General features: G+C 59.8%; 23 protein-coding genes and 1 tRNA gene. 13 read left to right on the top strand and 11 right to left on the bottom strand.

Features of this window, described 5'->3' with window-relative positions; translation table 11 throughout:
* Positions 1-2 precede the first annotated feature (2 nt).
* On the top strand, positions 3-953 hold the full coding sequence (locus tag BMZ46_RS10840) for an alpha-E domain-containing protein (protein ID WP_007959974.1): 951 nt from the start codon (positions 3-5) through the stop codon (positions 951-953).
* On the top strand, positions 950-1,759 hold the full coding sequence (locus BMZ46_RS10835) for a transglutaminase family protein (RefSeq protein ID WP_074687608.1): 810 nt from the start codon (positions 950-952) through the stop codon (positions 1,757-1,759). Before BMZ46_RS10840 ends, BMZ46_RS10835 begins: the two co-directional genes overlap by 4 nt.
* Positions 1,760-1,773: 14 nt before the next feature.
* Here BMZ46_RS10835 and BMZ46_RS10830 read toward each other — a convergent pair whose 3' ends face one another.
* Positions 1,774-2,559: a c-type cytochrome gene (locus BMZ46_RS10830; RefSeq protein WP_052266581.1), complete on the bottom strand. Its 786-nt coding sequence runs from the start codon at positions 2,557-2,559 to the stop codon at positions 1,774-1,776.
* A 625-nt stretch (positions 2,560-3,184) separates the two neighbouring features.
* On the opposite strand from BMZ46_RS10830, the gene BMZ46_RS10825 reads away from it, so the two are divergent.
* The 3 genes from BMZ46_RS10825 (at position 3,185) to BMZ46_RS10815 (ending at position 7,370) form a co-directional block, all read left to right on the top strand.
* Entirely contained in the window at positions 3,185-4,390 is a 1,206-nt protein-coding gene (locus BMZ46_RS10825; RefSeq protein ID WP_039769940.1) for an acetyl-CoA C-acetyltransferase, read from the top strand.
* Positions 4,391-4,407: 17 nt separating this feature from the next.
* On the top strand, positions 4,408-6,552 hold the full coding sequence (locus BMZ46_RS10820; protein WP_074687609.1) for a 3-hydroxyacyl-CoA dehydrogenase NAD-binding domain-containing protein: 2,145 nt from the start codon (positions 4,408-4,410) through the stop codon (positions 6,550-6,552).
* Between the two features lie 95 nt (positions 6,553-6,647).
* Positions 6,648-7,370, top strand: a complete 723-nt coding sequence (locus BMZ46_RS10815) for an amidotransferase (RefSeq protein WP_074687610.1) — start codon at positions 6,648-6,650, stop codon at positions 7,368-7,370.
* Between the two features lie 42 nt (positions 7,371-7,412).
* Here the strand turns inward: BMZ46_RS10815 and BMZ46_RS10810 are convergent, their stop codons facing one another.
* The 3 genes from BMZ46_RS10810 to BMZ46_RS10800 all read right to left on the bottom strand — a co-directional run bounded on the left by BMZ46_RS10810 (position 7,413) and on the right by BMZ46_RS10800 (position 10,148).
* Positions 7,413-8,384, bottom strand: coding sequence for a magnesium and cobalt transport protein CorA (locus BMZ46_RS10810; RefSeq protein ID WP_039769945.1), 972 nt, complete (start codon positions 8,382-8,384; stop codon positions 7,413-7,415).
* Positions 8,385-8,519: 135 nt separating this feature from the next.
* Positions 8,520-9,242, bottom strand: a complete 723-nt coding sequence (locus tag BMZ46_RS10805; RefSeq protein WP_074687887.1) for a 1-acylglycerol-3-phosphate O-acyltransferase — start codon at positions 9,240-9,242, stop codon at positions 8,520-8,522.
* Between the two features lie 216 nt (positions 9,243-9,458).
* Positions 9,459-10,148, bottom strand: coding sequence for a crotonase/enoyl-CoA hydratase family protein (locus BMZ46_RS10800; RefSeq protein WP_011333225.1), 690 nt, complete (start codon positions 10,146-10,148; stop codon positions 9,459-9,461).
* Positions 10,149-10,455: 307 nt separating this feature from the next.
* Here BMZ46_RS10800 and BMZ46_RS10795 point away from each other — a divergent pair.
* Positions 10,456-10,545 (top strand) — tRNA-Ser (locus tag BMZ46_RS10795).
* Between the two features lie 154 nt (positions 10,546-10,699).
* Positions 10,700-11,020, top strand: coding sequence for a YbjQ family protein (locus BMZ46_RS10790; RefSeq protein ID WP_039769949.1), 321 nt, complete (start codon positions 10,700-10,702; stop codon positions 11,018-11,020).
* A 42-nt stretch (positions 11,021-11,062) separates the two neighbouring features.
* On the opposite strand, the gene BMZ46_RS10785 is transcribed toward BMZ46_RS10790, so the two are convergent.
* Positions 11,063-11,341, bottom strand: coding sequence for a hypothetical protein (locus BMZ46_RS10785; protein ID WP_039769951.1), 279 nt, complete (start codon positions 11,339-11,341; stop codon positions 11,063-11,065).
* A gap of 242 nt (positions 11,342-11,583) precedes the next feature.
* Between BMZ46_RS10785 and BMZ46_RS10780 the strand changes: the two genes are divergently transcribed.
* The 4 genes from BMZ46_RS10780 (at position 11,584) to BMZ46_RS29320 (ending at position 13,298) form a co-directional block, all read left to right on the top strand.
* Complete coding sequence (locus tag BMZ46_RS10780; protein WP_039769953.1) at positions 11,584-11,772, top strand: hypothetical protein; 189 nt, start codon at positions 11,584-11,586, stop codon at positions 11,770-11,772.
* Between the two features lie 310 nt (positions 11,773-12,082).
* Entirely contained in the window at positions 12,083-12,451 is a 369-nt protein-coding gene (locus BMZ46_RS10775; RefSeq protein ID WP_039769955.1) for a glycine zipper domain-containing protein, read from the top strand.
* A gap of 137 nt (positions 12,452-12,588) precedes the next feature.
* A complete protein-coding gene (locus tag BMZ46_RS10770) occupies positions 12,589-13,011 on the top strand; it encodes a glycine zipper domain-containing protein (protein ID WP_039769957.1) in 423 nt (140 codons plus the stop codon).
* A gap of 122 nt (positions 13,012-13,133) precedes the next feature.
* Positions 13,134-13,298 (top strand): hypothetical protein, encoded by a 165-nt coding sequence (locus tag BMZ46_RS29320; RefSeq protein ID WP_169429543.1) that lies wholly within the window; start codon positions 13,134-13,136, stop codon positions 13,296-13,298.
* A 180-nt stretch (positions 13,299-13,478) separates the two neighbouring features.
* On the opposite strand, the gene BMZ46_RS10765 is transcribed toward BMZ46_RS29320, so the two are convergent.
* Positions 13,479-13,883 (bottom strand): Imm50 family immunity protein, encoded by a 405-nt coding sequence (locus tag BMZ46_RS10765; protein ID WP_074687611.1) that lies wholly within the window; start codon positions 13,881-13,883, stop codon positions 13,479-13,481.
* Positions 13,884-13,885: 2 nt separating this feature from the next.
* Positions 13,886-18,670, bottom strand: coding sequence for an RHS repeat-associated core domain-containing protein (locus BMZ46_RS10760; protein WP_092163865.1), 4,785 nt, complete (start codon positions 18,668-18,670; stop codon positions 13,886-13,888).
* Between the two features lie 249 nt (positions 18,671-18,919).
* Between BMZ46_RS10760 and BMZ46_RS10755 the strand changes: the two genes are divergently transcribed.
* Positions 18,920-19,615: an HAD-IA family hydrolase gene (locus BMZ46_RS10755; RefSeq protein ID WP_039769963.1), complete on the top strand. Its 696-nt coding sequence runs from the start codon at positions 18,920-18,922 to the stop codon at positions 19,613-19,615.
* A 76-nt stretch (positions 19,616-19,691) separates the two neighbouring features.
* On the opposite strand, the gene BMZ46_RS10750 is transcribed toward BMZ46_RS10755, so the two are convergent.
* Positions 19,692-20,438: a 3-oxoacyl-ACP reductase family protein gene (locus BMZ46_RS10750; protein WP_039769965.1), complete on the bottom strand. Its 747-nt coding sequence runs from the start codon at positions 20,436-20,438 to the stop codon at positions 19,692-19,694.
* Positions 20,439-20,563: 125 nt separating this feature from the next.
* On the opposite strand from BMZ46_RS10750, the gene BMZ46_RS10745 reads away from it, so the two are divergent.
* A complete protein-coding gene (locus BMZ46_RS10745) occupies positions 20,564-21,487 on the top strand; it encodes a LysR family transcriptional regulator (protein ID WP_039769967.1) in 924 nt (307 codons plus the stop codon).
* A gap of 413 nt (positions 21,488-21,900) precedes the next feature.
* On the opposite strand, the gene BMZ46_RS10740 is transcribed toward BMZ46_RS10745, so the two are convergent.
* From BMZ46_RS10740 to BMZ46_RS10730, 3 genes are all read right to left on the bottom strand, one after another.
* Positions 21,901-22,629 carry an aspartate/glutamate racemase family protein gene (locus BMZ46_RS10740; RefSeq protein ID WP_039769968.1) on the bottom strand — a complete coding sequence of 243 codons (729 nt, stop codon included), beginning with the start codon at positions 22,627-22,629 and terminating at the stop codon, positions 21,901-21,903.
* A gap of 54 nt (positions 22,630-22,683) precedes the next feature.
* Positions 22,684-24,228, bottom strand: a complete 1,545-nt coding sequence (locus BMZ46_RS10735; RefSeq protein ID WP_074687612.1) for an NCS1 family nucleobase:cation symporter-1 — start codon at positions 24,226-24,228, stop codon at positions 22,684-22,686.
* Positions 24,229-24,732: 504 nt separating this feature from the next.
* Positions 24,733-25,467 (bottom strand): phosphoadenylyl-sulfate reductase, encoded by a 735-nt coding sequence (locus BMZ46_RS10730; RefSeq protein ID WP_039769972.1) that lies wholly within the window; start codon positions 25,465-25,467, stop codon positions 24,733-24,735.
* Between the last annotated feature and the right edge of the window lie 14 nt (positions 25,468-25,481).

The following is a 25,481-nucleotide window of genomic DNA, read 5'->3' as shown; positions in this document are numbered from 1 at the left end:
CCATGTTAAGTAGAACTGCCTCGGATCTGTACTGGATGTCGCGTTACCTGGAGCGGGCGGAAAACCTCGCACGGATGCTCGATGTCAGCTATTCGCTGTCGCTGATGCCGCAGGACGGCCGTGGCGACGGTCTGCACGAACTGGCGATGCCGCTGTTGATCACCGGCACGCTGGACGATTACCTGGAACGCCACGGCGAGTTGCATGCCGAGCGACTGCTGCACTTCTTCGCCCTCGACGCGGCCAACCCGGCAAGCATCTACAGCTGCCTAGGTGCGGCACGGGCCAGCGCCCATGCGGTGCGAGGACGAATCACCGCTGACATGTGGGAGAACATCAACGCCACCTGGCTGGAGATCCGCGGGATCGCCAATCAGGGCCTCAGTCGCTACGGCATGAGCCGTTTCTGCGAGTGGATCAAGGAGCGTTCGCACCTGTTTCGGGGCGCGTCCTACGGCACCATCATGCGCAACGACGCGTTTCGTTTCATTCGCCTGGGTACGTTTATCGAACGCGCTGACAACACGTTGCGTCTGCTCGATGCGCGTTACGAAATGGCAGGCGATCAGGCGGAAGCCGTCAGCGACGGCACCGCTCACGCCTATTACCAGTGGAGTGCGCTGTTGCGGGCCTTGTCATCGTTCGAGGCCTATACCGAGATCTATCGCGATGCGCCCGGCGCCCGGCATGTGGCCGAGCTTCTTTTGTTGCGTGCGGATGTGCCGCGTTCGCTGCGGGCCTGCACCGAAGAAATCGACCAGATTCTGGCGCAGTTGCCTGGGGCCAACGGTCGTCCCGCGCAACGACTGGCGGCGGAAATGGACGCGCGTCTGCGCTACACCGGTATTCAAGAAATCCTTGAGGAAGGGTTGCACGCCTGGCTCACCGAATTCATCCCGCTGGTGCGCCAGTTGGGCAACGCCATTCACAGTTCCTACCTGGAGGCCGCATGAGACTTTCCATCAGCCACGAGACCACCTATCACTACGAAGATCAGGTGCGCGCGAGCATCCAGTACCTGCGCCTGACACCCCACGACAGCGAGCGTCAGCACGTGCTGAGCTGGCAGCTTGACCTGCCGCGCCCGGTGCGCGCCCAGCTCGATCCGTTCGGCAACATCCTGCACGTCCTGACCATGGACGAGCCCCACGAAGCGATCATCATCGGCGCCCGGGGGCAGGTTGATATCGACGAATTGCGCGAGGCGGAGCACGAGAGTCAGTCGGCGCTGCCGTTCCTGCGGTTCACCCGGCTGACCGAGGCTGACGAGGCATTGCGGGCGTTTGCCGAGAATTCATGCAAACAACGCCGCGACCGCAACGCATTGATCGATCTGATGCACGGTTTGAACCAGCACATGACTTACAAGCCGGGTTCCACCGAAGTCGACACCAGCGCCGCCGAGGCGTTTGCCGGGCGGGCGGGTGTTTGCCAGGACCACGCCCACGCTTTTCTGGCCTGCGCACGCAGCCTCGGGGTGCCATCACGTTATGTGTCGGGTTATCTGTACAGCGAGGATTGCGAGCATCTGGCCAGTCACGCCTGGGCCGAAGCCTGGCTCGATGACGCCTGGTACAGCTTTGACGTGACCAATGAACTGGCGCGGCCGGAGCGGCACCTGAAACTGGCGGTGGGTCTGGATTATCTGGATGCCTGTCCGGTGCGCGGCATGCGCCGGGGCGGCGGGTCAGAGCAGATGCACGCGAAAGTGCTGGTGTCGCCGACACCAGCGCCAATCATCTCGGTGCAGCAGCAGTAAACGATGTGGTCGGTTTACTTGGCGGGCGCAACCTTGCGCCCGGCCATGTGCTGCAAATACCCGATCAGTTTCTGCAGATCCGCATCCGGCAACACCTCGGCGTTAAACCCCGGCATCTTCGCCTGCGGCCACTGACGCAGACTCTGCGGATCGCGGATGTAGCGCTTGAGGAAGTCCGCGCCGAAGTACTCGGTCGGGTTGTACGGGATATTCAGATCCGGCCCAAACTGCGCATCGCCCGCGCCATTCAGGCGATGGCACGCCAGACAATTCTTCTGGAACAGCGCGAAACCCTGATTCACCGGGTCATCGGCCTTCAACGCAGGGGCCGGCAACAGGGCAGGGAAGCGTTCGGCCACCGGTGCCATGCGCTTGATGCTCGCCACTTCGAATGGCCATTGTTCCGGGCTGATATTGCCGGCCTGCGGATCGGTCCACACCAGATAAAACGGCCCGGCGCTGTGCTTGCCTTCCGACAGCGGCGGCCAGGGCTGCGCCGGATCTTCGATGGCCAGCCAGGCGCGTGAGCCTTGGGTTTTTAGTAATGGAGCCGCAGACAGCTCAGCGGCAAAACCGTCCAGCGCTACGGCTTGCAGGTGATCGTCCGGTTTGATGCCGGTCAGCAGCGCGGCAATCGGCACGGCCCGATAAGTCATGTCCTTCTTGTAGGACACATCATTCTTGATCGTGAGGGTTTGTACCTGAGGATGCTTGAGCAACTCCTCGGTCTGCCAGGTGCGGCTGTTCGCGCCCAGCTCCAGGTTCAACTGCGCGGCAGACAGGGGCATGCTCAGCAGCATGGCCCCGAACAGAATGAGCGTTTTCAAGTGATCGCCGTCCGTGTCGTGGAAGTGCGCAAAGGTTGGCACAGCCACGCTGGCCCGGATAGCGGGCCAGTCACATTTTCAGTGGCGATAAACAATACCTGCCGCTTGAGTCAGCCGAGGACCTTGGTCAGGTTCGGCAGAATCAACAACAGCGTCGTGGCGAAAAGAATGAGTCCTGCTTGCCGTACTTTCGGTTGTTTGAACATGGCTTGACCGCCTTTTTTGTTATTTCCTGATGCCTGCCTGCATATCCATGATGGCAAGCGCTGCACTTCCTGTTGAAGAACGTCTGCCTCGGCAAAACCCGACGACAACAACGTACATCTTCACCTTAGGGCCCGCGTCACGCTTCGCTTAGATCCATTTCGTATGTACTTGCTACCGGTTGCGATTAAAAAGGCATGAGGCCCATTGCCAGCTTCTTTGCCGCCCGTTTGCTAGACAGCTCGCACACCTGAACCGGTTAACCAAGCCATGGATGACCGTCCGTCTGAGCGTGCGCGTCAACGTCATTGAGCGCTGTGGTCATTGAATCCGTCGCCTGCGAAGACAACAGTGACAGCACGAATTTCACTCACCGCACAGGTTCGAGGACGTCATGACCCAAGCTTTGATTTTCGACGCGTTACGCACGCCCCGTGGCAAGGGCAAGGCCGATGGTTCGCTGCACAGCGTCAAACCGGTGAACCTGGTGGCCGGGCTGCTGACCGCTTTGCAGGCGCGCACCGCGCTGGACACCAGCCAGGTCGATGACGTGGTGCTCGGTTGCGTCACGCCGATTGGCGATCAGGGCTCCGACATCGCCAAGACCGCCGTGCAGGTGGCCGATTGGGACGTCAGCGTCGCGGGTGTGCAGATCAACCGCTTCTGCGCCTCGGGGCTGGAAGCGGTGAACCTGGGGGCGATGAAAGTGCGCTCCGGGTTCGAGGATCTGGTAGTGGTCGGTGGTGTGGAGTCCATGTCCCGCGTGCCGATGGGCAGCGACGGTGGCGCCTGGGCGCTGGACCCGCAGACCAACCTGCACAGCCACTTCACGCCACAAGGCGTTGGCGCCGACCTGATCGCCACCCTTGAAGGCTTCAGCCGCCAGGACGTCGATGCCTACGCGCTGCATTCGCAACAGAAAGCCGCCCGTGCCCGGGCCGACGGTTCGTTCAACAAGTCGTTGGTGCCGGTGCAGGACCAGAACGGCATCATCCTGCTCGATCACGATGAGTTCATTCGCGCCGAGTCGACTCTTGAAGGTCTGGGCAAGCTCAAGCCGAGTTTCGAAATGATTGGCCAGATGGGCTTCGACGCCACGGCGTTGCGGGTCTACAGCCATGTCGAGCGGATTAACCATGTGCACACGCCGGGCAACAGCTCGGGGATCGTCGACGGCGCGGCGCTGATGTTGATCGGCTCCGAGGCCAAGGGCCGCGCGTTGGGCCTGCAACCCCGGGCGCGGATCGTCGCCACGGCGGTCACCAGCACCGATCCGACCATCATGCTCACCGGCCCGGCGCCGGCCACTCGCAAGGCGTTGGCCAAGGCCGGGCTGCGGGTGGAAGACATCGACTTGTTTGAAGTCAACGAGGCGTTCGCCTCGGTGGTGCTGAAGTTCATCAAGGACATGGCTGTCGACCCGGACAAGGTCAACGTCAATGGCGGCTCGATCGCCATGGGCCACCCGCTGGGCGCCACCGGTTGCGCGATCCTCGGCACCTTGCTCGATGAACTGGAAGCCCGGCGCCTGCGCTACGGCCTCGCGACACTGTGCGTCGGCGGCGGCATGGGCATCGCGACCATCATCGAACGCCTCTGACCCCAAGGAATCCTGTCATGACCCAAGCCATTCGTTACGAAAAAGGCCAGGACGGCATCGTCCTCCTGACCATCGACATGCCGGGCCAGAGCGCCAACACCATGAACTCGGTGTACCGCGAGGCCATGGCCGAAAGCGTCGCCCGTTTGCAGGCGGAAAAAGAGGACGTCGCCGGGGTGATCATCACCTCGGCCAAGAAAACCTTCTTCGCCGGTGGCGACCTGAATGAACTGATCAAGGTCGGCAAGCCCGAAGCCAAGGCCTTCTATGACATGGTGCTGACCCTCAAGGGCCAGTTGCGCACCCTGGAAACCCTCGGCAAACCGGTGGTCGCGGCGATCAACGGCGCGGCGCTCGGCGGCGGCTGGGAAATCTGCCTGGCCTGCCACCACCGCGTGGCACTGGACGATGCGTCGGTGCAGCTCGGTTTGCCGGAAGTGACCCTCGGCCTGTTGCCGGGCGGCGGTGGCGTGGTGCGGATGGTGCGCATGCTGGGCATCGAAAAGGCTTTGCCGTATCTGCTTGAAGGCAAGAAAGTCCGTCCGCAGCAGGCGTTGCAGGCGGGGCTGATTGATGAACTGGCAGCGGATCGCGATGAGCTGCTGGCCAAGGCCCGGGCCTGGATTCTGGCCAATCCCGCGGCCGTGCAGCGTTGGGATGTGAAGGGCTATCAGATTCCCGGCGGCACGCCATCCAATCCGAAAGTCGCGCAGATGCTGGCGATTGCGCCGTCGATCCTGCGCACCAAAACCCAGGGCACGTTGCCGGCGCCGGAGAAGATTCTGTGTGCGGCGGTGGAAGGCGCGCAGGTGGATTTCGACACCGCGCACCTGATCGAAACCCGTTATTTCACCGAACTGACCACCGGCCAGATCTCGAAAAACCTGATTGGCACCTTCTGGTTCCAGCTCAATGAAATCAACGCGGGCGGATCGCGGCCGCAGGGTTTTGCGCCTTATGTGACGAAGCGCGTGGGCGTGCTCGGCGCGGGCATGATGGGCGCCGGGATCGCCTATGTCAGCGCATCGGCCGGGATCGACGTGGTGCTCAAAGACATCAACCTCGCGGCTGCGGAAAAGGGCAAAGCCCATTCGGCGGCATTGCTGGACAAGAAAGTCGCTCGCGGGCAGATGACTGCGCAGCAGCGTGAAGCGGTGCTGGCGCGCATCCATCCGACCGAAAGCGACGCCGATCTGGCAGGTTGCGATCTGATCATTGAGGCGGTATTCGAGGATCGTGATCTCAAGGCCAAGGTCTCGGCAGCAGCACAGCAGGTGGTCGGCGCCGACGCGGTGATTGCTTCCAACACGTCGACCTTGCCCATCACGGGGTTGGCGACCGCAGTGCCGGATCAAAGCAAGTTCATCGGCCTGCACTTCTTCAGCCCGGTGGAAAAGATGCCGCTGGTGGAAATCATCAAAGGCGCGCAAACCAGCGACGAAACCCTCGCACGCGGGTTCGATTTCGTACTGCAAATCAAGAAAACCCCGATTGTGGTCAACGACAGTCGTGGTTTCTTCACTTCGCGGGTATTCGGCACTTTCACCAATGAAGGCATTGCCATGCTGGGTGAGGGCGTCAGTGCGCCGATGATCGAGACCGAAGCGCGCAAGGCCGGCATGCCTGTCGGGCCGCTGGCGATATCCGACGAAGTTTCCCTCAGCCTGATGAGCCATATCCGTCAGCAAACGGCCAAAGACCTGCAGGCAGAAGGGAAACCGCTGATTGAGCACCCGGCGTTCGCCGTGATTGACTTGCTGCTCAACGAATACAAGCGGCCGGGCAAGGCAGGGGGAGGCGGTTTTTATGAGTACCCGGCAGGTGGGCAGAAACATCTATGGCCCGAACTGAAAGCCCGTTTCGAGAAAGCCGACGGGCAGATTTCGCCGAAGGATGTACGTGATCGGTTGCTGTTCGTGCAGGCCATCGAAACCGTGCGTTGCGTGGAAGAGGGCGTGCTGACCTCGACGGCGGACGCCAATGTCGGCTCGATCTTCGGCATCGGTTTTGCGGCATGGACGGGCGGCGCGTTGCAGTTCATCAATCAATATGGCGTGAAGGACTTCGTCGCGCGGGCGCAGTACCTGGCGGAACAGTACGGCGAGCGTTTCGCACCGCCTGCGTTGCTGCTGGAAAAAGCCGCGAAAGGCGAGTTGTTCTAACGGGGAGGGGAGGCATTTCGGGGCTTGCCTTGCCGGGTGGTTTCAAGGCAGGCTCTGGGGTGTGCATTATTCCCATCACGTGTCAGGTATTTTTTATGTCGCTACGCATCTGCATTCTGGAAACCGACATCCTGCGTCCGGAACTGGTCGATGAATATCAGGGTTACGGGCAGATGTTCCAGCGCCTGTTCTCGCAACAGCCGATCGCCGCCGAGTTCACGGTGTACAACGTGATGCAGGGCGATTATCCGAGTGATGACCTGACTTTCGATGCGTATCTGGTCACCGGCAGCAAGGCCGATTCGTTCGGCACCGACCCGTGGATCCAGACCCTCAAGCAATACCTGCTGACTCGCTACGAGCGCGGCGACAAACTGCTCGGCGTGTGCTTCGGCCATCAACTGCTGGCGCTGCTGCTGGGCGGCACAAGCGAGCGCGCTACGCAGGGTTGGGGAGTTGGCATTCACAACTACAAACTGGCGGCCAAGGCGCCGTGGATGAGCCCGGTGCGCGAAGAGCTGACGCTGTTGATCAGCCACCAGGATCAGGTCACGGCGTTGCCGGAGAACGCCACGGTGATTGCTTCCAGCGATTTCTGCCCGTTCGCCGCGTACCACATCAACGATCAGGTGCTGTGCTTCCAGGGGCATCCGGAATTTATCCACGACTACTCGCGAGCGCTGCTGGATCTGCGTCAGGATGCGCTGGGCGAGCAGGTGTACAGCAAGGGTGTGGCCAGCCTGGAACATCAGCACCACGGCACCACGGTGGCGGAATGGATGATGCGTTTCGTGGCGCACAAGCCGACCGCCGCTTGAATTCGAACGCCCTCGTGCTTTGCACGGGGGCGTTTTTTTAACTTACAACCAGCCCGATTTCTTGAAGCTTGCCCACAGGCTCACGCAGCCGACCGTAATAAAGCCCAGCACGCCGAAATAGCCGTAGTGCCAGCTCAGCTCCGGCATGTTCTGGAAGTTCATCCCGTAGATCCCCGCCACTGCCGTGGGGAACGCCAGAATCGCCGCCCACGCGGCGAATTTGCGCTGCACCACGCTCTGGCGTGACGCCTCCAGCAGCACGCCGATTTCGATGGTCTGGCTGGCAATGTCGGCCAGGGTGGTCAGGTCTTCCATCTGCCGCGTCACATGGATCTGCACATCACGGAAGTACGGGCGCATGTTCTTGTCGATGAAGGGGAAGCTCAGCTTCTGCAGCTCCTCGCCGATTTCCACCATCGGCGCCGCGTAACGGCGCAAACGCAAGACGTCTCGGCGCAGGCCATGGAGTTTCTGGATGTCGTGTTCATTGAGCGCACTGCACAGCACGTTGCGTTCCAGCTCATCGATCTCGGCGTGGATCGCTTCGCCCACCGGCTGATAGTTCTCGATCACGAAATCCAGCAGCGCATACAGTACGAAATCTTCCCCGTGTTCCAGCAGCAGCGGCCGTGCCTCACAGCGCTGGCGGACGTGGGCGTAGGACGCCGAATGACCGTTACGCGCGGTGATGATGTAGCCGTTACCAGCGAAGATATGGGTTTCGATGAACTGCAGAATCCCGTGTTCGCGCACCGGCGAGTAGGTGACGATGAACAGCGCGTCGCCAAAGGTTTCCAGCTTTGGCCGGCTGTGTTTTTCCAGAGCGTCTTCGATAGCCAGTTCGTGCAGGTTGAACTGGCGTTGCAGGTTGGACAGTTCCTGGGCGCTCGGCTCTTCGAGGCCGATCCAGACGAAGTGGCCGGTCTTGGCGGCCCAGGCCGCGCCTTCGTCGAGGGAAATATTGGTGACTTTCTTACCAGCGCTGTAAACCGCAGCAGCAACAACTCGACCCATGGTGTTGATTCACTTCTTCTTGGCAGATGGCAGGGGAGGCATGGCTTCAGCTTAGCCGTGTCGCTGCTTGAGAGTCAGTGAAATCTGCACAGTTCACCGGGCAAAAGAAAACCCGCACTGGGCGGGCTTCTTTATTCACGCGGCTTGCAGCTGCCGATCCATCGCATCGATACATTCGCGCATCTGCTCGCGGCATTGGGTAATGAGCATGGGCATGTCATCCATGGTCAGGCCAGCGGTAGGAATTGCCGGCAGCGAGCGTATGAGAACTTTCCCGCTGTGCCAGCGGTTCAGACGCATGTGCTTGATGTAGCTGCTGACACACACCGGAACGATCGGCACCCCGGCGGCGATGGCCATCTGGAACGCGCCTTTTTTGAATGGCAGCAGTTCTTCACCCAGGTTGCGGGTGCCTTCCGGGAAGACCCAGATCGAGGTGTCTTTGTGCTGCAAAGTGTCGGTGGTGGTCAGCATCGACTGGCGCGCCTTGTGCGCGTTCCCGCGATCGATCAACACATTGCCCGCCAGCCAGAACAGCTGCCCGAACAGTGGCACCCACTTCAGGCTCTTTTTGCCGATGCACACGGTACGGCGCGGCACCACGTTGCCGAACACGAACAGGTCATAGTTGGACTGATGGTTGGCGATGATCACGCAGCTGTCGGGCTTGTTCATCAACGGCCCGACATCGGCTTTCACTCGCAAACGCAAAATGCACATGGCCGGCAGTGCATAGAGACGGGCACACAGACGACTGTTGTCCGGATTGAATGGGCGGCACAGCCCGAGGATCACACCGAGGACTCCCGCCAGAATAAAGTGCAGGCCCATCAACAACATACGAAACACGAACAGCATTTTCAGGCCCATCGGGACAAAAGGTGGCGCAGTGTACGGATGTGCACTGTTTTCGGCAATTGCCGCTATAGAGTCCGGAGATGGGCGATGTTTAAGCGCATGTTTCCGACTTGTTGGTCAGAGGCGTCCTAGAGCTGCTGCAGAGTTTTTAACTGGGCGTGTAAGAAAAAGCCCGACACGACGGTCGGGCTTTTCAGAATCGGTATGAGCCGGGTGTCAGCCCAGATGCTCCTGATCCTGAATGATCGCGTTGTCCAGGGTTTCCAGCAGCGCCTTGCGCACTTTCAGCTTGGTGTTCTTATGCGCGGTCATGTTGATCTTCTTCAACTGACGCGCGGCGGCGAGGGCGGCACCTTGCAACTCTTCGGCCGCGACAACCTTGTCGAGGAAACCGGCATCCACTGCGCTTTGCGGATCAAACATCTCGCCATTGATCACCGAGCGATGGAAGGCCGAGCGACGCAGACGATCACGAGCCAGCTCGATGCCGGCGTGGTGCATGGTCATGCCGATCTGCACTTCGTTCAGACCGATGCTGAACGGGCCGTCGACACCGATCCGATAGTCGGCGGACAACAGAATGAACGCGCCTTTGGCCACGGCATGCCCCGGGCAGGCAACGATCACCGGGAACGGGTGCGACAACAGACGGCGGGCCAGAGTCGAACCGGCGGTCACCAGGGAAACGGCTTCTTTAGGGCCGGCGGTCATCACTTTCAGGTCGTAGCCGCCAGAGAGAATGCCCGGCTGACCGGTGATGATCACAATGGCACGATCCGCCACCGCCTGATCCAGCGCCGCGTTGAAGGCCGCGATCACGTCCGGGGAAATGGCGTTGACCTTGCCGTTGCTCAGGGTCAGGGTCGCGATACCGTCTTCGAGGTGGTAGGCAATCAGGTCGCTCATGGCGCAATTCCTTATAAGAAAGATGGGCAGACGTTACCCACCGTCGTCGGTCAGGTAAAGCACTGTGACTGACCCGCCAGTCACTGTTTACTGGCCGATGCGCTGCAACGCGCCCGGTGCCTGACGCCTGCGCGCCTATCTAGAAGGGCCGCGTTTGCCCGAGATTGGCCGGATCGCCATGGACTCTCGATGGCGGTCGCGGCTTTTTCGCTTAACCGCATGAAAATTCTGAAAAAAAGTTTGCCATCAGAAAAGCTTTCGACTACATTAGCGCGCCTCGACAGACAGAACATGTTTGAAGAGATACGGTGAAGTGTCCGAGTGGCTTAAGGAGCACGCCTGGAAAGTGTGTATACAGGAAACTGTATCGAGAGTTCGAATCTCTCCTTCACCGCCAAATTCGATGTAAACAAAACCCCTGGTTTCGAAAGAAACCAGGGGTTTTGTGCATTCTGGCGTCCGGATTTTTTTGGTCACAGAGATCGGTTCGGCATCCCTTTGCCAGGGCATTACAATCGCGGTTTTATCCGGCATGTAAAAGGACGACCTCCATGATCATTTCCACCACCCACTCCATCGAAGGCCGGCAGATTACGGCGTATCTGGACATCGTCAGTGCCGAGTCGGTGCAGGGCGTGAATGTGATTCGCGATATGTTCGCGGGCATGCGGGACTTTTTTGGCGGGCGTTCGCAGACGCTGGAGCGGGCATTGAAGGAGGCACGTATCCAGGCGACTGACGAGATCAAGGAACGTGCGCGGGCTTTGCAGGCGGATGCGGTGGTCGGGGTGGATTTCGAGATCAGCATGCCCGCAGGGAAGGGTGGCATGGTTGTGGTGTTTGCGACCGGTACGGCGGTCAAGTTGCGCTGAGGCTAGTGAGCCCATTCAACGGAATGGGCTCTGTGCTGATAATCAGCCCTGCGGTTTGAGCAGGATGGTGCCTTTCGAATCGTAGGTCAGCGGCGTGTCGTTCGCGACGAGAGGCGGCGTATCGCCGGGTTGAACTGGCTGAACCGGGTCTGGGTGGTAGATCACGCCAGGCTGCAACGGACTCGGTCCGGTTGGCTGCTTGATGACGATTTCACCCGAAGCGATCTTTTCCTTGAGTTTCTCCGCCCCGGCCTTGCCGGCGGCGATCTGTTCATCCGTGAGCTTTACAACAGGCAGTGTCGGTAATCCTTTGATTTCCATGTTCTCTCCTTGAGATTTATTGCGTAGGAAAAAGGGCAGCGGCCGGTCGCCGGGAATCTTTAGCCGCGTGAGACCAACGGTTCGTCATTGTGTTTAATTTCCGTGGGCCATTCGTCGGGCTCCGGGTGATCTGAACCACAAGTCCAGGAATGACCGGCTAGTCTCAAAAGCCTTGGAGGTCGATATTTTTTCAGGCGAAAGGGTTTGCCGGTGTCGGCCCGCATTTGAGAAGGGGAGCAAAGATGACTGATCCGTACATCGAAGACGACGGGGCTGAATTTTCATTCAATAATTGCGTGCGCTGCGGCCAGACGGAGTATCAGGCCGGATTTGGCGAGGATCCGGTGCAGACCGGCAAGATCAAGTCCACGGCACCCAAGGGCCCGAAGGCGAAGTTTCTGCCCAAGGTCACCACCCGCTCCAGAAAGTGAGTCCTGTCCCGCAGAGCCCCGTCATTGAACGGGGTTTTTTATGCCTGCCTGGTAGAGAAGCGTCCTACATTGATTGAAGCTTTTGTCCGGTTTTTTCACAAACTTTTCACACCCGCCTGAGTAGGGTGAAGCCATCCGTTAGAAAGCAAGTCTCCAGCCCGTCTCCCCAGCGGGCTTTTTTTTGTCCGTCATAAAACCTTTTCCATATCCGCTGTCCAATCGGCGCCAAGTGCGCTGCAACGCTGGACATTGCCGCGACAACAGCATTCAATCTGCGCCCTTTTTTCTTCCTTCTGTTGAGGTTTTCGTCATGCGTTTAACTCTGCCTGCTCTGGTTCTGGGGCTTCTGGTTGCTCAAGGTGCAATGGCTGGTGACGGTACCGCCGCACTGGGTGGCGGTCTCGGCGGCGCGCTGGGTAACGTGGTTGGCCAGAAAATGGGCGGCAGCACCGGTGCAGCGATTGGTGCTGGTGTAGCCGGTGCTGCCGGCAGCGCATTGGCTGCCAAGAAAGGTGCCCGTACCAAAGCAGCCATCGGTGGCGGTGTCGGTGCGGCGGGCGGTTCGGTGATCGGTAACAGCCTGGGCGGCAAGACTGGCGCCACCATCGGTGCAGGCCTGGGCGGCGCAGCCGGTGGCGCGGTGGGCAGCAATCTGTCCAAGGGTCACAAGCGTCACTGATTGCCAACGCATGTCTGAAAAGGCCCGGTTTGATGCCGGGCCTTTTCGTTGCTGAACGTTTTTCCCGAATTCGCCTCCAATGCTACGTAGCCCCCTCCGCGGGCGAACCGTCCCGACTCGGGACCTGTGAGGTCTGTATGCGCTTGACATTATCCGCATTGGTTTTGGGATTACTGGTAGCTCAAGGCGCCATGGCCGCTGGTGATGGCACAGCCGCCGTGGGTGGCGGATTGGGTGGCGCGCTGGGCAACGTGGTCGGCGGCCAGCTCGGCGGCAGCACCGGTGCTGCGGTGGGCGCTGGTGTTGGTGGTGCAGCCGGCAGTGCTGTCGGCGCGAACAAACGCAATCGCACGGAAGCCGCCATTGGCGGTGGCCTCGGCGCCGCAGGCGGTTCAGTGATCGGCAACAGCCTCGGCGGCTCCACCGGTTCGACCATCGGCGCAGGGTTGGGCGGCGCAGCGGGTGGTGCGGTCGGCAACAACCTGGGTGACGATGGCGGCAAGTCGCACTCCGGCGGTGGTCATAAGCACAAGTACAAACACAAGAATCGTCATCGTTGAGTGATCGGTTCTACGAAAACCCGGCTTTATGCCGGGTTTTTTGCGCCTGCGCGTCATGCGCAGGAACGAATAGCGACCATACTTTTCGAACGTTTACACATTTGAGATTAATGAGGTGCGCCATGACTCCCGAAACCGAAGGCAAGGAAGAAAAAGGCCCGAGCGGATTGCCGTTTATCAATGATCCGGGGAATGAAGATCCGGGGTCGTTGATGGATGATGCGACGGTTCCGCTTATGGAGGGTGAGGAGGAGCTTGAGTATGAGGATTTTGATGATGATGAGTGATGGGGTGCTCGCATCAATTTTCCTGCAGCAATTTTCGTGTGTTGTTCGTTTAAATTTGGGTAATCGACTTGGCTACTCTGATCTGTAAAAAATAAAGTAATTGCGCATATCTCTTGATAAAAATTGCAATTATTACAAATAAAAAACTATCGCGATGGAAGTTAAAATATCAAGTTTTAATCATGTTTCATGGAATGGAGTGCTGGTCAGATAAACCGTAGGCTCGCGAAGGCATATAAAAGCTGTCGTGAAATGTATTGATGAGTCGTCAGAAGTGGCCGAAACTCTAAATCGTAAACCAGTATTTTTTATGGTTAATCTCAGGTTTTTGTTTGTAGGTAGATTGTGTAATGCCAAATCCTCTATCTCGCTGCATGTTATTCCTATGCGGCAAGCGTTAAATCCCATTTTTTCCCATTTTTTCGGAGGAGTGTCCGGGATTTCAGGTATATCGAAACCTAATGTGACGGTCGAGTAATTGTTGTCGATATTTAAGATGAAAAGTTTTATTTCTCCAATGGCTATTGGGGAGCTAAAAATCATGTTGAAAAAAGTGCTTTCTGCTATATCGTTCCAGTGTTTCATGGCTATTTCCTAAAAGGATAGTGCTCGTCAGTATTTTTGACTTTTCCAGTTCTTGGGTTGGCTGCGGGACGGATGTTAAAGTGTGGTCCTTGATCTCCAATTTTCCTAGCATCGCCGAATTTATGTCCAGCAGAGTGATCTTGCAATATTAGCTTGAAACCATCCTGTCGAGTGTACATGTACTGTCTAGTTCTAATGGGTATGCCGGAGTCGTTCAAGATGCTTTTGCCGTTTATATCGGTCATGTTGATGTAAATAAACTGACCTGGTTTGCCACTGACTTCGTCAAACTGTACGTCTGGCTGTTGACCTTTCGGAATCCCTGCATCAGCTTTTGCCTGTCTAAAAGCGCCGCGTCTGGAAACATCCGGAAGCTCAACCTCACCAAAATCTGAACAAGCAACTGATTTTCCATTTTTGGGCGGACAGTTGGACGTCAACCCCAACGGATCCACCCACCCCGTCGGATTCGGCACGTACTGGTACTGATTCAGCCCACCCGCCAGCTTCACCGGATCCGGCGTCAAATACCGCCCCAAGTCAGGGTCGTAATACCGATGCCGGTTGTAATGCAGCCCGCTTTCTTCATCGAAGTACTGCCCCTGAAAGCGCAGCGGCTGATTGAGATAATCCTCGGTCGCCAGCTCCAGCGAGGTGACCTTGCCGTAGGCGCTGTACTTGGCTGACCAGACGATGTCGCCGCTGTAGTCGGTCAGTTCCTGCGGGGTGCCGAGGTGGTCGAGCTGGTAGTAGAACGGGCAGGCGCGTTTCGGGCCTTTGCCGTCGAGCATGGCCAACGGGCGGAAGGTGCCGGGTTCGTAGATGAAGCTGCGGTGCTGTTCCTTGCTGCTTTCGGCGATCAGGTGGTCGCCTTGCCAGAAGAATTCGGTGCTCTGGCCGTCGACGGTTTTGCGGATGCGCCGGCCGAAGGCGTCGTATTGGTAGGTCGCGGTTTTGCCGTCGGGGCGGGTCAGGCCGATCAGGCGGTGCTGGCTGTCGTAGCGGTATTCGGTGACGAGGGTTTGCGCGCGGCCGCGGCGTTCGCGGATCAGATTGCCGAAGGCGTCGTAGTCGTAGTGCCGGTCGCCCTGCATTTGCAGGCGATTGCCTTTGATCTGCGTCGGGCCGGGGCGGTCCTGCATCAGCAGGTTGCCGGCCGGGTCGTGGGCAAAGTTTTCCGGCACATCGTCGCGGGTGTGGCGCACGCGGATCAGCCGGTCGAGGGCGTCGTAGGTGTAGCTGCGCTGGCCGTGGCGGGTGTCGGCGATGTGTTCGAGGTTGCCGTTGGCGCTGTAGGCAAAGTCGCGGCGGTACAGCGCACTGCGTTGATGGCCTACGGCGTGGGACTTCAAGCGGCCCTGTTCGTCGTAGGCATATTCGCTGAGCAGCAGGCCTTGCTGGCGTTGCTGTTCGCGGCCGTTCTGGTAGACGTGGCGGGTCAGCAAGGCGCCGTTGAGGTCGATCGCGGTCAGCGCGCCGCCCTTGGCGTAGTGGTAGTCGAGCTTGCTGTTGTCCGGCAGACGCATGCGAGTGAGCTGGCCGCAGGCGTCGTAGGTGTAACGCAGGGTGCCCCAGCCCTGATGCTCGCGCACCAGCCGGTCCTGCAGGTCGTATTCGAAAGCCAGCGGGTGATCCTGGCCGTCATCCACGCCGACCAAACGGCCTAAACGGTCATAGCGGTAGCTGACCTCGACCCCGTCCGGCAGGGTCTTGAGCAGCAATCGCCCGGCGCTGTCGCGCTGGTAAGTGGTGACCAGCGTCGAGCCGTCGTCGCCATACTCGGTCTTTTCCAGCAGATGACCGTTGCGGTCGTAGACATACGCCGTACGCCGGCCATCGAAGCCGGTTTCCTGTCGGATCAGTCCGGTGGGCGTGTAGTCCAGCCGATACTTTTCGCCCGACTCGTTCTCGATTTCCGTCAGCAGCAGCTGCGCATGGTCGTAGCGGTACCGGAGTTGCGTGCCGTCGGGGTTGATCCGCCGGCTGACCAAATGCAGGTCGTCGTCATATTCGTAGCGGGTGATGCGCCCCAGTTCATCGCGTTCGGCGGTGATCTGGCCGTAGGCGCTGTAGGACCAGGCGCGGGTGGCGCCATTCGGCGAGGTGGTCTGGATCAGCCGGCCAACGGCGTCCCACGCGTGACGGGTGACCGCGCCATGTTCGTCCTGAACCGTCGTCCGCCGCCCCAAGGCATCGTAGGAAAACTTGCGAACCCCACCGTCCGGCAAGCTCTCCTCGACCAACTGGCCCAGGTCATTCCACATGAACACATGGCGGCCACTGTCCGGATAACGGATCGACAGCAACCGCCCCTGCGCGTCGTAGTGGTAATGGGTGACGTGGCCGTCCGGGTCGACCGCTTCGGTGATGTCACCCTGGGCATTGCGCCGGTACGTCCACACGGCATCGCCACGTGAACGACTGTGCAGGAAACCGTTGCGGTATTCGTAGGACGTCGGCGCATCGTCCGGCGGAATCAGCGCGATCAGCCGTCCGGCATCGTCGTAGCGGTATTCGGTGACCGCCCCCAGCGCATCCTGCTCGGCGACCAATCGGCCCTGCGCGTCGTAGGCCTTGAGCTGTTCGCCACCATCGGCGGCGACCTGACGCACCAGCCGCGCCGTAACGTCGTGGACGTAGGTTTCTTCAGTGCCGTCGACGTACTGCACCGTGACACTGCCGGCGTCATCCCAGACGTAACGCGTATCCATCTGCGAAAACGACGCCCAGTGCCGCACGCAACGCGCTGCCTTGCCGGCACGCTCCCACTCCCAGAAGAAGCTCGCGCCGCCGGCCAGCTGCCGTTGCAGGATGACGTGCTGGTCGTCGTAGTCGTAACGCTCAGTCTCGCCGACCGCGTTGGACGCCTCGATCAATCGATGGCGGGCATCAAAGCGGTAGCTGACCAGCGTCTGCTCGGTACGCCAGGCAGACTCCCGAAAAACCTGATAATCGACCGCGACCAGATGCGCCCGCTCATAGCGCAGCAACAGGGAACGACCGGCCCCGTTATCGAGGCGCTCAACGCGATCCAGACGATCCCGCGTAATACGCAACCGGTTACCGTACGCATCGCTGACCGCCGTCAGACGCCCAACCCGAAAGTGATAAAACCGCGCCGCGTCCCCCGCCAGCGCAACAATCAACTCCTCCGGCTCATCCCCGAGAAAGATCGCCGCCCGCGACAAGCTGTTGTGAATGGCCGGCCGCTCGACATTCGGCAGCGGAAACCGCGTGCGCCGGTTCTCATGGTCGACCCAGACCACCGAAGCGCCATCAACCTCCAGCCGATGCGCCAGCGAATGGCTCCAGCCAAACCCCAACCCAACATCGATCTCGGCCGCACTGCTGCGGTACAACCGGCTGAACTCAAATGGAAGCAGCCCATCGAGCACACCATCGGTCAGCGTTAGCAGCTCTTCACCGGTGACCATCGAAACCGGACAGCCATTGGTGCAGGTCCTCGGCGCACAATCGGCACTGTCACCGTTGGGATTTTTTGCCTGATCCGAAGCATCATCCCGAGGCTCATGCCGCTCCATTCGCGTCATGCCGTGGGACTTGTCACGGGCAATGGCTGCCGGATTAGGCACCGTCAGCACCAGCGCATCCTCCGTGCGAACCTCCAGCGGAATAGCCGGTGTCGGCCGCAACGGTGCCGGACCTGCATTGACCATCAGCGGTTTCAACGCGCTCGCATGCCGGGTCAGATCGGGCGCCGAGGTCAGCTCCGCCAACCGCAACGCCGACGCCGCCAGCCATTCCCGCGCGCGGGGTGACTTGATCTTGCCCAATACCTTGGTGCTCAACCGCAGTGGCACGCCCATGCCACCCGACACGCACATCAGCAGAAAACTGACCAGCAGCTCAGCGCGAACCTCAGCCACCACCTCGGCCAGATACTGTGGCGGCAGCATCTTCAGCCAGCTGGTAAAGGCCGCCAGATAAATGAACAGCAACGGCTCATCGCTGAGCATCAGCAGGCCATTGGCGATGGCCTCGGAAGACGCCTCAAGCAAGGCATCCAGCTCAGCGCTGGACAGGTACTGCAGAAGCTTTTCGCTGTTGGCCTGCAAATCTGCAAGCAGGGCAAACAGCTGTTTCACGTCATCCCAGACGCCATTCAGCGCAGATTCGAAACCGTGCCAGTCAGCCCTTTGCAACTGCCCGTAACGCTCGGTGAAACCGGCGCTGGAAAACGCCGTCCACTGCGGTTGAAACCCTTTCCATTCCTCACGCAACCAGCCTTCCAGGCCATCAACAAGGCCCTGATACGAGGCGTACAACGCCTGGATATGCGCGGTGGAAACATCGGGAAAGAAGGTGATGCGATAACGCTGGCCCCGGTCGCAGTCGCTGACCTCGAGAATGCCGGTGGGGCCGATGGTGTGATGCAGCGGTTCGCCGAACCCCAAAACGCCGTCGACATCGGAAATCACCGGTTCAAGGATCACCGGCGTGTTGCCGATCGGCACAAACCGTGCGGCTTCGAACATGTGCACCAGCGTCAGGGGGCCGGTGGCGGGGCACATGACCACGGAGGAACTGATGGGTCTGCGGCTGCCAACCGGTGCACTGAGCCGGACATCGTTGCCGACCTGGAACACTTGCTCGACACCCAGCGCGGTGCCTGTCCAGAACTGTTCGGCCCAGGCGTCATAGTTGTTGAGACAGAGGCGAAACTCCTGAAACAGCTTTTCGACATCGGGCTGATCAGGGTTCAGCGCAGCGACCACCAGCAAACCAATGCTGTTGTTCAATTTCAGGAGTGGATCAGGTGGAAGCATTGGCAGTCACTCGCGCGCATCGGGGGAATGGCGCGAAACTTTGCGGGGGATCGAACAGGAAAGAAGTCAGCCGAGTAGGCGATGTCTGTAGGGCGATTCTCTAAATGTGTGGGAGGGCGTTCTGCGGACAACCGACATTGCCCGTTGCTCAACCTCGGCTGCGCTCGTTATGCTGCTGAACCCTTTAATCAGATCCGAGCAGCGGCGATATCCACGCCGCTCGGGATGTCTTTGATAACGGATCCGATGATGAATGCACCGCTGAAGGCGTTTGGCCCGATCAAGGCCGTGATTTTCGACATGGACGGTTTGCTGCTGGACACCGAGGGCATCTACACCGAGGTCACCTCACTGATTGCCGCGCGTTACGGGCGCACCTTCGATTGGAGCATCAAGCAGAACATCATCGGCCGTGGCGCCGGCGATCTGGCGCGCTACGTGGTTGAGGCGCTGGACCTGCCGATCACCGCCGAAGAGTTTCTGGTAATCCGCGAGCCGCTGATGCGCGAGCGTTTTCCCACCGCGCAAGCGATGCCGGGCGCCGAGGAACTGATCCGTCACCTCAAGGCGCACAACATTCCGATTGCGGTCGGTACCAGCTCATCGCGTCAGTCGTTCGGTCAGAAAACCACCTTGCACCGCGACTGGTTCGCGCTGTTCGACTTCATCGTCACCGCTGACGACCCGGAAGTCGGCGCAGCCAAACCGGCACCGGACATCTTCCTCACCGCCGCTCGCCGCCTGGGTGTGGCGCCGGAAGATTGCCTGGTGTTCGAAGATTCGCCATTCGGCGTGACAGCCGCGAAAGCAGCCGGCATGACTGCCATCGCCATTCCCGATGCCGCCATGGCCGATGAAAAATACGCACACGCCGACGGGATTCTTCGTACGTTGAAAGCGTTCACGCCGAGTGCATGCGGATTGCCGGCGCTCGACTGGGCCTGATCAAACCGCCGACATAAAAACGCCGCCCCTCTGTCAAAGGAGGGGCGGCGTTTTTCGTTATCGACTATCTGATCAATCAGGCGCCGAAACCACCGTCGATGGTCAGGCTGGCCCCGGTGATATAACCGGCCTCCGGGCTTGCGAGGTAGGCGACGAAGCTGGCGATTTCCTCGGCTTTACCGTAACGACCCACCGCCATCAGCGGGATCAGGCTGTCGGCAAACTCGCCGTGAGCCGGGTTCATGTCGGTATCGACCGGGCCGGGTTGCACGTTGTTGATGGTGATGCCCCGTGGGCCGAGGTCGCGGGCCAGGCCTTTGGTCAGGCCGACCAGTGCGGATTTGCTCATCGCATACACGCCACCACCGGCGAAGGGCATGCGGTCGGCGTTGGTGCTGCCGATGTTGATGATGCGCGAGCCTTCGCCCATGTGTCTGGCGGCTTCCTGGCTGGCGATGAACACGCTGCGCACGTTGATTGCCAGGGTCTGGTCGAAGTCTTCCAGTTTGAAGTCTTCCAGCGGCGCGACGGCCAGCACACCGGCGTTGTTGACCAGGATGTCGAGGCGGCCAAAGGTTTCGACAGTGGCGTTCACCGCGTTGCGGATGGCACCTGCGTCGGCGCTGTCAGCCTTGATCGCCAGGGCTTTGCCGCCGGTGGCGGTGATGCTGTTTTGCAGTTCTTCAGCCTTGGCGGCCGAGCTGACGTAGGTAAAGGCAACCGCGGCGCCTTCAGCGGCCAGGCGCTTGACGATGGCGGCACCGATGCCGCGAGAGCCGCCTTGAATCAGAGCGACTTTACCGCTGAGGTGTTGAGTGGTCATGTTCGATCTCCAGAAGTTTCAAGGCAGGCTGCCTTGGTGTGGTGTCGAGTATCTGCCCCTCGCTACCGGGCGAGTAGACCGTGCTTGCTATAGTCTGTGTAAACCAAAAGTTTAGAGTGGCGGCCATGGAAACCTTCAGCAGTATCGAATGCTTCGTGCGCAGCGCCGAAGTCGGCAGCTTTGCCGAGGCCGCGCGACGCCTGAGCCTGACACCGGCCGCCGTGGGTAAGAGTGTTGCGAAACTGGAAGCGCGCCTCGGCGTGAGGCTGTTCCAGCGTAGCACCCGTCGGTTGACCCTGACGGAAGCGGGGCAATTGTTTCTGAGTGAGGTCAGCGGCAGCCTCACCACTATCCAGAATGCGGTGAACAATCTGGCCAGCGCCGGCGGCCAACCGGCGGGTACGCTGAAAGTCAGCATGGGCACGGTGTTCGGCCGTTTGTACATCGTGCCGTTGCTGGGGGAATTCCTGAAAAGATTTCCGGCGATCAACCCGGACTGGCACTTCGATAACCGCCAGGTCGATCTGATCGGCCAGGGTTTCGATGCAGCGATTGGCGGTGGCTTCGAACTGCCCCAAGGCGTGGTGGCGCGCAGGCTGACACCAGCGCATCGGGTGTTGGTGGCTTCCAAGGATTATCTGGATCGGTACGCACCGATCAGCGAACCGGACGACCTCACACTGCACGACGGCATCCTGATCCGCTCACCGCAGACTGGTCGCGTGCGCTCCTGGCAATTGACGCATCGCACCCGACAACACAGCCCGCTGACCCTCAAGGCGCGAATGACCATGAGCGATTCCGAAGCCGCCTGCGCCACGGCGGCGCAGGGGTTGGGGATTGCGCTGGTGAGCATGCCGTTCGCCGTCGGCTATCTTGAGGCGGGGACGTTGCAGCGGGTCCTGCCGGACTGGTACGTCGACGACGGCAACATCTCCATTTATTACGCCGAACACAAACTGCTACCGGGCAAGACTCGGGCGTTCGTCGATTTTGTCATCGAGCAGTTTGCGCAGCAGGGATTGGCCACGCGCTTTGCTGCGAGTTGAAGAGTTGTAACTGAGCGTCCTGCCTTCACTGATCACCAATGAAGGCAGGCGCCGGTTCAACAACGCATCATTGATGCTTCAGCGTTATGGGCACCAGAGCGGCGTGCACAGCGCGGCTGCAGTTGCCGCCGTGCTGCTGAGAAACGCCATGGTGCCGCCAAGGATCAATAGTGCGTACAAGCGAGCTGTTGCATTTTTCATGTTCACCCTCCTGGATTTGCGTGAAAGCAACGGGAACTGCCGTTGATCGAGTTGCCGAGCGGTCAGTGGGCCTGCGAATCCCACCAGGCACAACTGTCAGAAGTATCAGGTGCAAAGGCTGCGGTTGATTGGCTTCCTTTTGAGGGCTCTAAACAAGGGGGCGCAAGGAGGGGGCTACCATCCGGGGCTTCATTTTCAGATGAGCGGCAGATTCAACGCGCAAAACGTGCTGGCCAGCCGATGATGGTTTTCGGACGTGGCGTTGCGTAAGTCCGCACCTTGGACGTCGACAGGCCCAGTCGCACCAGCGATTCGGCGATGGTCACGGCCGCAGTGACACCGTCCACCACCGGCACGCCAGTGCGCTGACGGATCTTCTCATCGAGCCCGGCCATGCCGCCGCAACCCAGGCAGATCACTTCGGCTTTATCCTGAGTCACCGCCAGTTCCGCCTGATGGACGATCGCTTCCAGCGCCCGTTGCGGCTCGTGTTCCAGCTCCAGCACCGCCAGGCCACTGGCACGCACCGAGGCGCAGCGATCCCACAGGCCGGACAGTTTCAGCCGATCCTCAATCAGCGGCACGGTGCGATCCAGCGTGGTCACCACCGAGTAGGCGTGGCCAAGGTACATCGCGGTGCTGGCCGCCGCGTCGGTAATGTCCACCACCGGCACGTTGAGCAACTCCTGCAAACCTTCGCGACCGTGCTCGCCGTAGCCGGCCTGGATCACCGCGTCGAACGGCTGGTCGTAGGACATCACCCGGTCCATCACGGCGATGGCCGCCAGATAACTTTCGAAATTGCCCTCGACTGAATCGGCGCCGAAGTATGGCGTCAGGCCGACAATCTCGGTGCCGGGGGAAGCGACAGCCTGCGCCGAACGAGCGATGGCCTGAGTGATGGATTCGGTGGTGTTGACGTTGACCACGAGAATGCGCATGGGAAGTCCTTATTGCGGTTGGTTCTGCGGCCCCGCGAGGGGCCGCCAAAAGATTCAGTGGCTGACGTTGTCGACGGCGATGGCTTCACCGTCGACGTCGGCGTAGTGCGGCTGGCGTTTGGCGATGATCAGGTAGAGCATCCCGGCAATGCCGGCGCCGATCAGCCAGGAGAAGGGCGAAACGCTGTGGAAGCCCGGCACCAGCGCCAGAACGATCGCGATCAAGGCGGCCGGAATAAACGCTGCGACCGCCCGCAGATTGACCCCGCGACTGTAGTAATACGCACCGTTCGGGTGTTCGCTGTACAGCTGCGGCACGTGGATCCGGCCTTTGCGGATCAACCAGTAGTCGACCATGATCACGCCGTACAGCGGGCCGAGCAGGGCGCCGAGGCCGGACAGGAAATACACGATCACCAGCGGGCTGTTGTAGAGGTTCCACGGCAGGATCAGCACAGCAATCGTTGCGCTGATCAGCCCGGCGCGGCGGAAGGTCAGGTATTTCGGCGCCAGGTTGCTCAGCACGAAGGCCGGGGCGACGAAGTTGGCCATGATGTTCACCGCCACGGTGACGATCAGGAAGGCCAGGCAGCCGAGCACCAGAAAGAACGTGTTGGGAATCGAAGCAATGATTTCGGTCGGGCTTTCGATGATCCGGCCGTTGATCTGAAATTGCGCACCGCACAGCAGGACGGTGATCCCGGCGAACACCAGAATATTGACCGGCAGGCCCCAGAAATTTCCGACCTTGATGGTTTTGCGGCACGGTGAAGAGCGAGCGAAATCGCAGAAATTGAGGATCAGCGTGCCGTAGATCGCCAGCCACAAGGCGCCGCCGGCAAAGATGTTGCGCCACATCTCACCGCCGGTCAGGGGTTCGCGGATCGACCAGGCAATGGTCGCGTTGGCCTGGGTGTACATCCACGCGGCGAGGCAGGCGACGGTCAGCAGAATCACCGGCCCGGCGAAGGCTTCGTAGCGGCGGACCATTTCCATGCCGTAGGCCAGAATCGCCAGTTGCCCGAACCAGATCGCCACGAAACACACCCAGCCCAGGCTCGACAGGCCGAGGATCGAGTTGTGATCGTAGTCGGCGAAACCGGGATGGATCGCCGTGAGCAGCACGCGAAACACCACTGACGCCAGGTACGTCTGAATCCCGAACCAGGCGATGGCGATCACCGCCCGGATCAATGCAGGAATCTGCGCCCCATGAATGCCGAAACTGATCCGGCTGATCACCGGAAACGGCACGCCGGTTTTCTGTCCCATGTAGCCGGACAGGTTCATGAAGAAATACACCAGCGCCGCGCCGATCCCCAGCGACAGCAGAATCTGCCAGCCGCCCAGGCCCAGGGCGTACAGACCGATGGCAAACGAGTAATTGGCGATGTTGTGCACATCGTTGGTCCACAGGGCAAAGATGCTGTATTTGCCCCAACGCCGTCCTTCGACCTTGGTCGGTGCGAGGTCACTGTTGTGCAGACGCGGGCTCAATTGCAGCGGTTCGGCGATCCCGTCACCGGGCACGCTGTGGTCGAGGGTTGAAGAGGCGGGCAGATTCAGCGCGATGTTGTTATTGGAGAGACTCGTACGCATTCCGGCAGGCTCCTGATGTCCGGGTCGCGATGACTGTGCATGAGCGTTCGGGCTCGGCAGATCTTCGTCGCGGCGGTGAAAACATCACTGGTTACGGGGCATCTGCAGCCTGTACGGGATAGGGCGCTTCAGGCTTGCGGATCGAAAGTGTGGGTTCATGTTTTGCGGTTTTGTATACAAAACATGCATGCACTAAAGCCAGATCTGTGCCAGACGGCGATCTATGAAAACCATCGTTGATTGCGAAAAGTTATTGAAGAGCGCTAAGTCGCTGAAATACGGACGATATAAATTGACCGTTCGAACAGGTATTTATTTTTCGGGAGGGATTTTGGCGGGCGCCGGGAGGGAGTGTTTTTGGAGCCTGATGTAACTTTTCAGGGCGCAGAAACGAAAAGTGCACACATAAATGGCACCGATGGTGACATTCGTGTGTACACATTTTTCAAGACGGGTGGTGAACACTGTGGGAGCTGACTTGCTCCCACGGGGCAACAGCGATGCTTATGCCTTACTGATGATGTTCCCGGCATGCAACCCGCATTCTTTCTGGGTCGCTTCTTCCCACCACCAGCGGCCTTCGCGTTCATGCTGGTTCGGCAGGACAGGACGAGTGCACGGTTCGCAGCCGATGCTGATAAAGCCGCGCTCATGCAGGCTGTTGTACGGCAGCTCCAGCATGCGGATGTAGCCCCAGATTTCTTCGCTGGTCATCTGCGCCAGTGGGTTGAACTTGTACAGGGTGCGCTCCGGGGTGGAGAACGCTGTATCGATTTCCATCACCGCCACGGCGCTGCGGGTGCCAGGGCTTTGATCGCGGCGCTGGCCGGTGGCCCAGGCCTTCACGTCGGAGAGTTTGCGGCGCAGCGGCTCGATCTTGCGGATCCCGCAGCATTCGCCATGGCCGTCCTTGTAGAAACTGAACAGGCCTTTTTCCTTCACGAACGGTTCAAGTTTCGTGTAGTCCGGTGAGACCAGTTCGATGTCGATCTTGTAGTGCTCGCGCACCTGATCGATGAAACGGTAGGTTTCCGGATGCAGGCGACCGGTGTCGAGACTGAACACCTTGACGTTCTTGTTCAGCTTCCAGGCCATGTCCACCAGCACCACATCCTCGGCGCCGCTGAAAGATATCCACAGGTCATCGCCGAACTCGGCGAACGCGAGTTTGAGGATGTCCTGCGCGGATTTGTTGGCATAGGTCGTGGCGAGTTCCACGACGTCGAACGTTGGGCTCATCAGGGCGGCTTCCT

Origin of the sequence: Pseudomonas sp. NFIX49 (assembly GCF_900115915.1) — a bacterium.
Classification (GTDB): Bacteria; Pseudomonadota; Gammaproteobacteria; order Pseudomonadales; family Pseudomonadaceae; genus Aquipseudomonas; species Aquipseudomonas pharyngis.
This window is presented reverse-complemented; position numbering and strand designations above follow the sequence as displayed.

Bases quoted from the DNA above. Each gene is read 5' to 3' on its own strand.
- BMZ46_RS10760 (WP_092163865.1), bottom strand. From the start codon at position 18,670: ATGCTTCCACCTGATCCACTCCTGAAATTGAACAACAGCATTGGTTTG.
- BMZ46_RS10745 (WP_039769967.1), top strand. From the start codon at position 20,564: ATGGAAACCTTCAGCAGTATCGAATGCTTCGTGCGCAGCGCCGAAGTC.
- BMZ46_RS10775 (WP_039769955.1), top strand. From the start codon at position 12,083: ATGCGTTTAACTCTGCCTGCTCTGGTTCTGGGGCTTCTGGTTGCTCAA.
- BMZ46_RS10785 (WP_039769951.1), bottom strand. From the start codon at position 11,341: ATGGAAATCAAAGGATTACCGACACTGCCTGTTGTAAAGCTCACGGAT.
- BMZ46_RS10830 (WP_052266581.1), bottom strand. From the start codon at position 2,559: ATGCTGCTGAGCATGCCCCTGTCTGCCGCGCAGTTGAACCTGGAGCTG.
- BMZ46_RS10805 (WP_074687887.1), bottom strand. From the start codon at position 9,242: ATGCTGTTCGTGTTTCGTATGTTGTTGATGGGCCTGCACTTTATTCTG.
- BMZ46_RS10820 (WP_074687609.1), top strand. From the start codon at position 4,408: ATGACCCAAGCCATTCGTTACGAAAAAGGCCAGGACGGCATCGTCCTC.
- BMZ46_RS29320 (WP_169429543.1), top strand. From the start codon at position 13,134: ATGACTCCCGAAACCGAAGGCAAGGAAGAAAAAGGCCCGAGCGGATTG.
- BMZ46_RS10740 (WP_039769968.1), bottom strand. From the start codon at position 22,629: ATGCGCATTCTCGTGGTCAACGTCAACACCACCGAATCCATCACTCAG.
- BMZ46_RS10840 (WP_007959974.1), top strand. From the start codon at position 3: ATGTTAAGTAGAACTGCCTCGGATCTGTACTGGATGTCGCGTTACCTG.
- BMZ46_RS10790 (WP_039769949.1), top strand. From the start codon at position 10,700: ATGATCATTTCCACCACCCACTCCATCGAAGGCCGGCAGATTACGGCG.
- BMZ46_RS10800 (WP_011333225.1), bottom strand. From the start codon at position 10,148: ATGAGCGACCTGATTGCCTACCACCTCGAAGACGGTATCGCGACCCTG.
- BMZ46_RS10755 (WP_039769963.1), top strand. From the start codon at position 18,920: ATGAATGCACCGCTGAAGGCGTTTGGCCCGATCAAGGCCGTGATTTTC.
- BMZ46_RS10815 (WP_074687610.1), top strand. From the start codon at position 6,648: ATGTCGCTACGCATCTGCATTCTGGAAACCGACATCCTGCGTCCGGAA.
- BMZ46_RS10735 (WP_074687612.1), bottom strand. From the start codon at position 24,228: ATGCGTACGAGTCTCTCCAATAACAACATCGCGCTGAATCTGCCCGCC.
- BMZ46_RS10835 (WP_074687608.1), top strand. From the start codon at position 950: ATGAGACTTTCCATCAGCCACGAGACCACCTATCACTACGAAGATCAG.
- BMZ46_RS10750 (WP_039769965.1), bottom strand. From the start codon at position 20,438: ATGACCACTCAACACCTCAGCGGTAAAGTCGCTCTGATTCAAGGCGGC.
- BMZ46_RS10810 (WP_039769945.1), bottom strand. From the start codon at position 8,384: ATGGGTCGAGTTGTTGCTGCTGCGGTTTACAGCGCTGGTAAGAAAGTC.
- BMZ46_RS10765 (WP_074687611.1), bottom strand. From the start codon at position 13,883: ATGAAACACTGGAACGATATAGCAGAAAGCACTTTTTTCAACATGATT.
- BMZ46_RS10770 (WP_039769957.1), top strand. From the start codon at position 12,589: ATGCGCTTGACATTATCCGCATTGGTTTTGGGATTACTGGTAGCTCAA.
- BMZ46_RS10825 (WP_039769940.1), top strand. From the start codon at position 3,185: ATGACCCAAGCTTTGATTTTCGACGCGTTACGCACGCCCCGTGGCAAG.
- BMZ46_RS10780 (WP_039769953.1), top strand. From the start codon at position 11,584: ATGACTGATCCGTACATCGAAGACGACGGGGCTGAATTTTCATTCAAT.
- BMZ46_RS10730 (WP_039769972.1), bottom strand. From the start codon at position 25,467: ATGAGCCCAACGTTCGACGTCGTGGAACTCGCCACGACCTATGCCAAC.